Below are 3,504 nucleotides of genomic sequence, written 5' to 3'. Positions count from 1 at the left end.
GGGGGGCCCCCCCCCCCGCGGCGGGCCCCCCCCACCCCCCCGCCCGCCCGGCGGGCCCCGCCCCGGTCGCCACCGTCCGGGCCCCGGCCGCGCCCCGGCCGGCCGGCCCCGCCGGGTGCGGTGCGGCACCAGGGCGAGCACCGTGGTGACGGCCGCCAGGGCGGCGAGCGCGGCGCGCACCGAGAAGACGTGGGAGCCCAGCAGCGCGACGGCGGTCAGCGCGGCCAGTGCGGTGCTCAGCGCCACCGCGAGCGAGGCGGCGGCGAGCCGGTCGGGCCCGCCGGCCGTCCGGGCGACGGTGGGCCGGGCCAGCAGGACGGCCGCCCCCGGGCCGATCACCAGGAAGGCGCCGGTCAGCGCGACGCGCAGCGGACTGCCCGCCGCCAGCCCGGTGGACGCCAGCGCGGCCCAGCCGAGCAGGGCGGGCGCCAGCCGGGCGGCGGTGCGGGGAGGCGGCCTCATCATCACTGCCCACTCTCCGCGAACGGGCTCTCGACGGCGACCTGGGCGGAGTGCCGGTAGACGGTGGCGTCACCGTCGGTGAACACGACCCGCAGCGTCGGGGAGGCGGAGGCCGCCGCGCGGACCCGGTCGACGGTGTCGGCGGGCAGGATGCCGGTCAGCCTGCACTCGGCGGTCTGGGCCTTGGTCAGCACGAGGTACGAGGGGCCGGTCACGGCGGGGTCGGCGAGTGCGGCCTCGACGGCCGAGGCCGGGTCGGCGACCAGCTGCCGGCGGTCGTCGGGCGTGCCCACCGAGAGCGCCGTCCGGCTGAGCTCGTCGTAGCGCTCCTCGGAGCCGGGCAGGTCCGCGGTGACCGAGACGATCCGCGACCCCGGCGGCGCGGTGTGCGCGACGTAGCGCAGTGCGGCGACCTCGCCGGGGCCGAAGGTGTTCATGGCCTCCTTGCTGTAGTAGCCGAAGACCAGGCCGCCCAGCAGGGCGAGCAGCGCCACCAGGGTCAGCCCCCGGCGCACCGCGGGCAGCGCCCGGCGCGGGCGTCGGGCCCGGTGGCCCGCGGGGGTGCCCGCCGGGGCGGCGGAACCGGCCGGAGCACGGGAGGACGGGATCAGCACGGTCGCGGCGAGCAGAGCGGCCGCGGGCAGCGCGAACAGGTAGGCGCGGAAGATCATCTCGCCGCCGTAGCTGTTGGCGAGCAGCAGCGGGACGGGCGCGATCAGGAGCAGCGGCAGGGGGGTGCGGCGCACCCAGCGGTGGTGCACCACCGCCGTCACCGCGAGCAGCAGGACGGCGGCGGTCAGGCCCCGGTCGACCCAGGAGGCGAACACCTGTCCGGGGGCGGGCTGGGCGAGCCGCTGGAGGCCGGGCAGCGCGTTGTTGTCGGGCGAGGCCAGCGCGGCGACCAGGTTGCCGATGTTCTTGGCCAGGTAGGGCCGCGCGACCGTGGCGTCCCAGGCGAAGGTGATGCCGACGGCACCGACCAGGGCGGGCAGCACCACCCGGCGGTTGCGCCGCGGGAGGGCGAGCATCAGCAGGGCGCTGATCAGCATCAGCGGGGTGAGCTGGTGCGAGCAGGCGATGGCGGCCGTCAGGACGAGCACCAGGGCGAACGGCAGCGGGCGCCAGCCGCCCCGGGGCGGGATGTCGGTCACCCAGGTCATCGCCCGGGCGCCGGTGCCCGGCCCGCTCCGCGCGCCGGCCGGGCCTCGCCCACCCGCCGTGGCTCCCCCACCCGCCGTGGCGTCCCGGCCGGCGGACGCTCCCCCGCCGGGCGGTCCCTGCGCGACGCGGGTGGCCGCCAGCCGGCGCAGCACCAGCGCGAGCACCGCGAGGAACAGCAGGTAGGAGAAGGCCTGCGGGGAGAAGTAGTCCTGGCCGATCCAGGAGGTGCTGTAGTAGATCCAGATGCCGCCCCAGACCAGCCGCCGGTCCCGGGTGACGGTACGGAAGATCAGCAGCAGCGGGCCGAGCAGCAGGACGTTGGTGAGCACCGGGAACCAGGCCGCGTACCCGAGCGCGGAGTGCAGGCCGGTGGCGCGCAGCAGCAGCACGTTGAGCTGGAAGAAGCCGGGCCACTGGTTGTAGATGTCCAGCTCGCCGGCGTTCGGCACGGAGCCGTCGTGGCGCAGCATGGCGTCCACGACCATCACGTGCTTCCAGGCCCACGCGTACCGCAGTTCCGGGTAGAGCAGGGTGGGCGTGGCGTGGAGGAAGGCGATCAGGGCGAGGACGTACCCGGCCGCCCAGCGCTGGCGGATCCGCCGGTCGCGCAGGACGGCGACGAAGCCGGCCACCAGCAGGGCCAGGCCGGTCCAGTACAGGGCCGGCAGCACCTGGATCAGGCCGAGGTCGCCCATGCCGCCGAGCCGCACCCGGGGCAGCGCGAGCAGCCACAGGGCGAGCGCCACCGGCAGGGCCAGGCGGGCGAAGACGCCGAGCGGCCCGGCCTCCCGGCAGCCGGCGCGCAGCGCGCGCAGCGGCCCCGCGCGCAGGCGCCCGGGCGGGCGCGCGCCGTCGGGCTCCGGGGGCGGGCCGCCGGTGGGGAGCTGGGCGGGGGCCAGTTGGTCAACCATTGGACGGCCTTCCGACCGGACTGCCGACCGCGGTGCGCAGCCGGCGGTAGTTGCGCCAGAGCCGCGTGTAGAGGTTCTCCGGGACGGGTCCGACCCGGGCTCCGCGCCCGGCGATCCAGCCGTCGAAGACGTGGTCGGGGGTGTCGCTGCGGACCATCAGCCGGCAGATCCGCAGCACGGAGTCGGAGGCGGAGCTGAACTTGTTCTCCACCGCGGTCGCCGACGTCCAGCCCGCCTCGCGGACCTTGCGCCGGACGGCCGGGCTGGAGTACCCGTGCGGGTAGGCGAACGCGGCGACCTCGTGGCCGAGGGCGTCCTCCAGGCGCCGCTTGCACTCGACGATCTCGTCGGTGCAGCGCCGCCCGTAGACGGTGTCCAGCTGGGCGTGGGTGACGGAGTGGCCGCCGATCTCGACGCCCATCGCGTCCAGGGTGCTGATCTGCCGCCAGTTCAGCATGTCGGCCGGCGGGAAGAGGCTGCCGGTGGGCGGGCCGCCCGGCGGGTGGACGGCGCCGACGGTGACGTAGAGGGTGGCCGGCAGGCCGCGCTCGGCGAGCAGCGGGGCCACCGTCCAGTAGAAGTCGGCGAACCCGTCGTCGAAGGTGAGGACGGCGGCGCGGGGCGGCAGCGGCGGGCCGCCGAGGATCGCCGAGACCAGCCGGCGCAGCGGCACCACGGGCCGCCCGCTGTCGACGATCCGGTCGATCTGGCGGCGGAAGGCCGCGGGGGTCACGGTGTACGGCGCGATCCACGGCGGCGGGTCGTCCGAGACCGAGTGGTACAGGAACACCGGGACCTCCTTCATGGCCGGCTCCTGGTGGACACGGCCTCGACGCCGGGCGGGGCGGCGGGGGCCGCACCGGTGTCCCCGGCGTCCGCGGTGGCCGCGGTGGCCCCGGCGTCCGCCCGGGCGAGCCGGCCGACGGTGTACCCGGCCGCCGCCAGGCAGGCGCCGGCGCCGAGCGCCCCG

Annotated in this window: 3 protein-coding genes; all 3 read right to left on the bottom strand. The window is 77.2% G+C overall.

The annotated features are described in order from the left end of the window. Positions 1–465 (bottom strand): hypothetical protein (locus ABT263_RS38560; RefSeq protein ID WP_352298575.1); only part of this gene is annotated, 465 nt, incomplete at its 3' end. Beyond that, positions 465–2,534: a glycosyltransferase gene (locus ABT263_RS38555; RefSeq protein ID WP_352298572.1), complete on the bottom strand. Its 2,070-nt coding sequence runs from the start codon at positions 2,532–2,534 to the stop codon at positions 465–467. The genes ABT263_RS38555 and ABT263_RS38560, both read right to left, overlap by 1 nt. Continuing rightward, the gene (locus ABT263_RS38550) at positions 2,527–3,339 is read right to left on the bottom strand and encodes a polysaccharide deacetylase family protein (RefSeq protein ID WP_352298569.1); all 813 of its coding nucleotides are present in this window, start codon (positions 3,337–3,339) and stop codon (positions 2,527–2,529) included. Before ABT263_RS38550 ends, ABT263_RS38555 begins: the two co-directional genes overlap by 8 nt. Between the last annotated feature and the right edge of the window lie 165 nt (positions 3,340–3,504).

The organism is Kitasatospora sp. NPDC001603 (genome assembly GCF_040298365.1).
GTDB lineage: Bacteria > Actinomycetota > Actinomycetes > Streptomycetales > Streptomycetaceae > Kitasatospora.
Note: the sequence above shows the minus strand (reverse complement) of the source record. Positions and strands in the feature narration are given on the sequence as shown.

Bases quoted from the DNA above. Each gene is read 5' to 3' on its own strand.
- ABT263_RS38555 (WP_352298572.1), bottom strand. From the start codon at position 2,534: ATGGTTGACCAACTGGCCCCCGCCCAGCTCCCCACCGGCGGCCCGCCC.
- ABT263_RS38550 (WP_352298569.1), bottom strand. From the start codon at position 3,339: ATGAAGGAGGTCCCGGTGTTCCTGTACCACTCGGTCTCGGACGACCCG.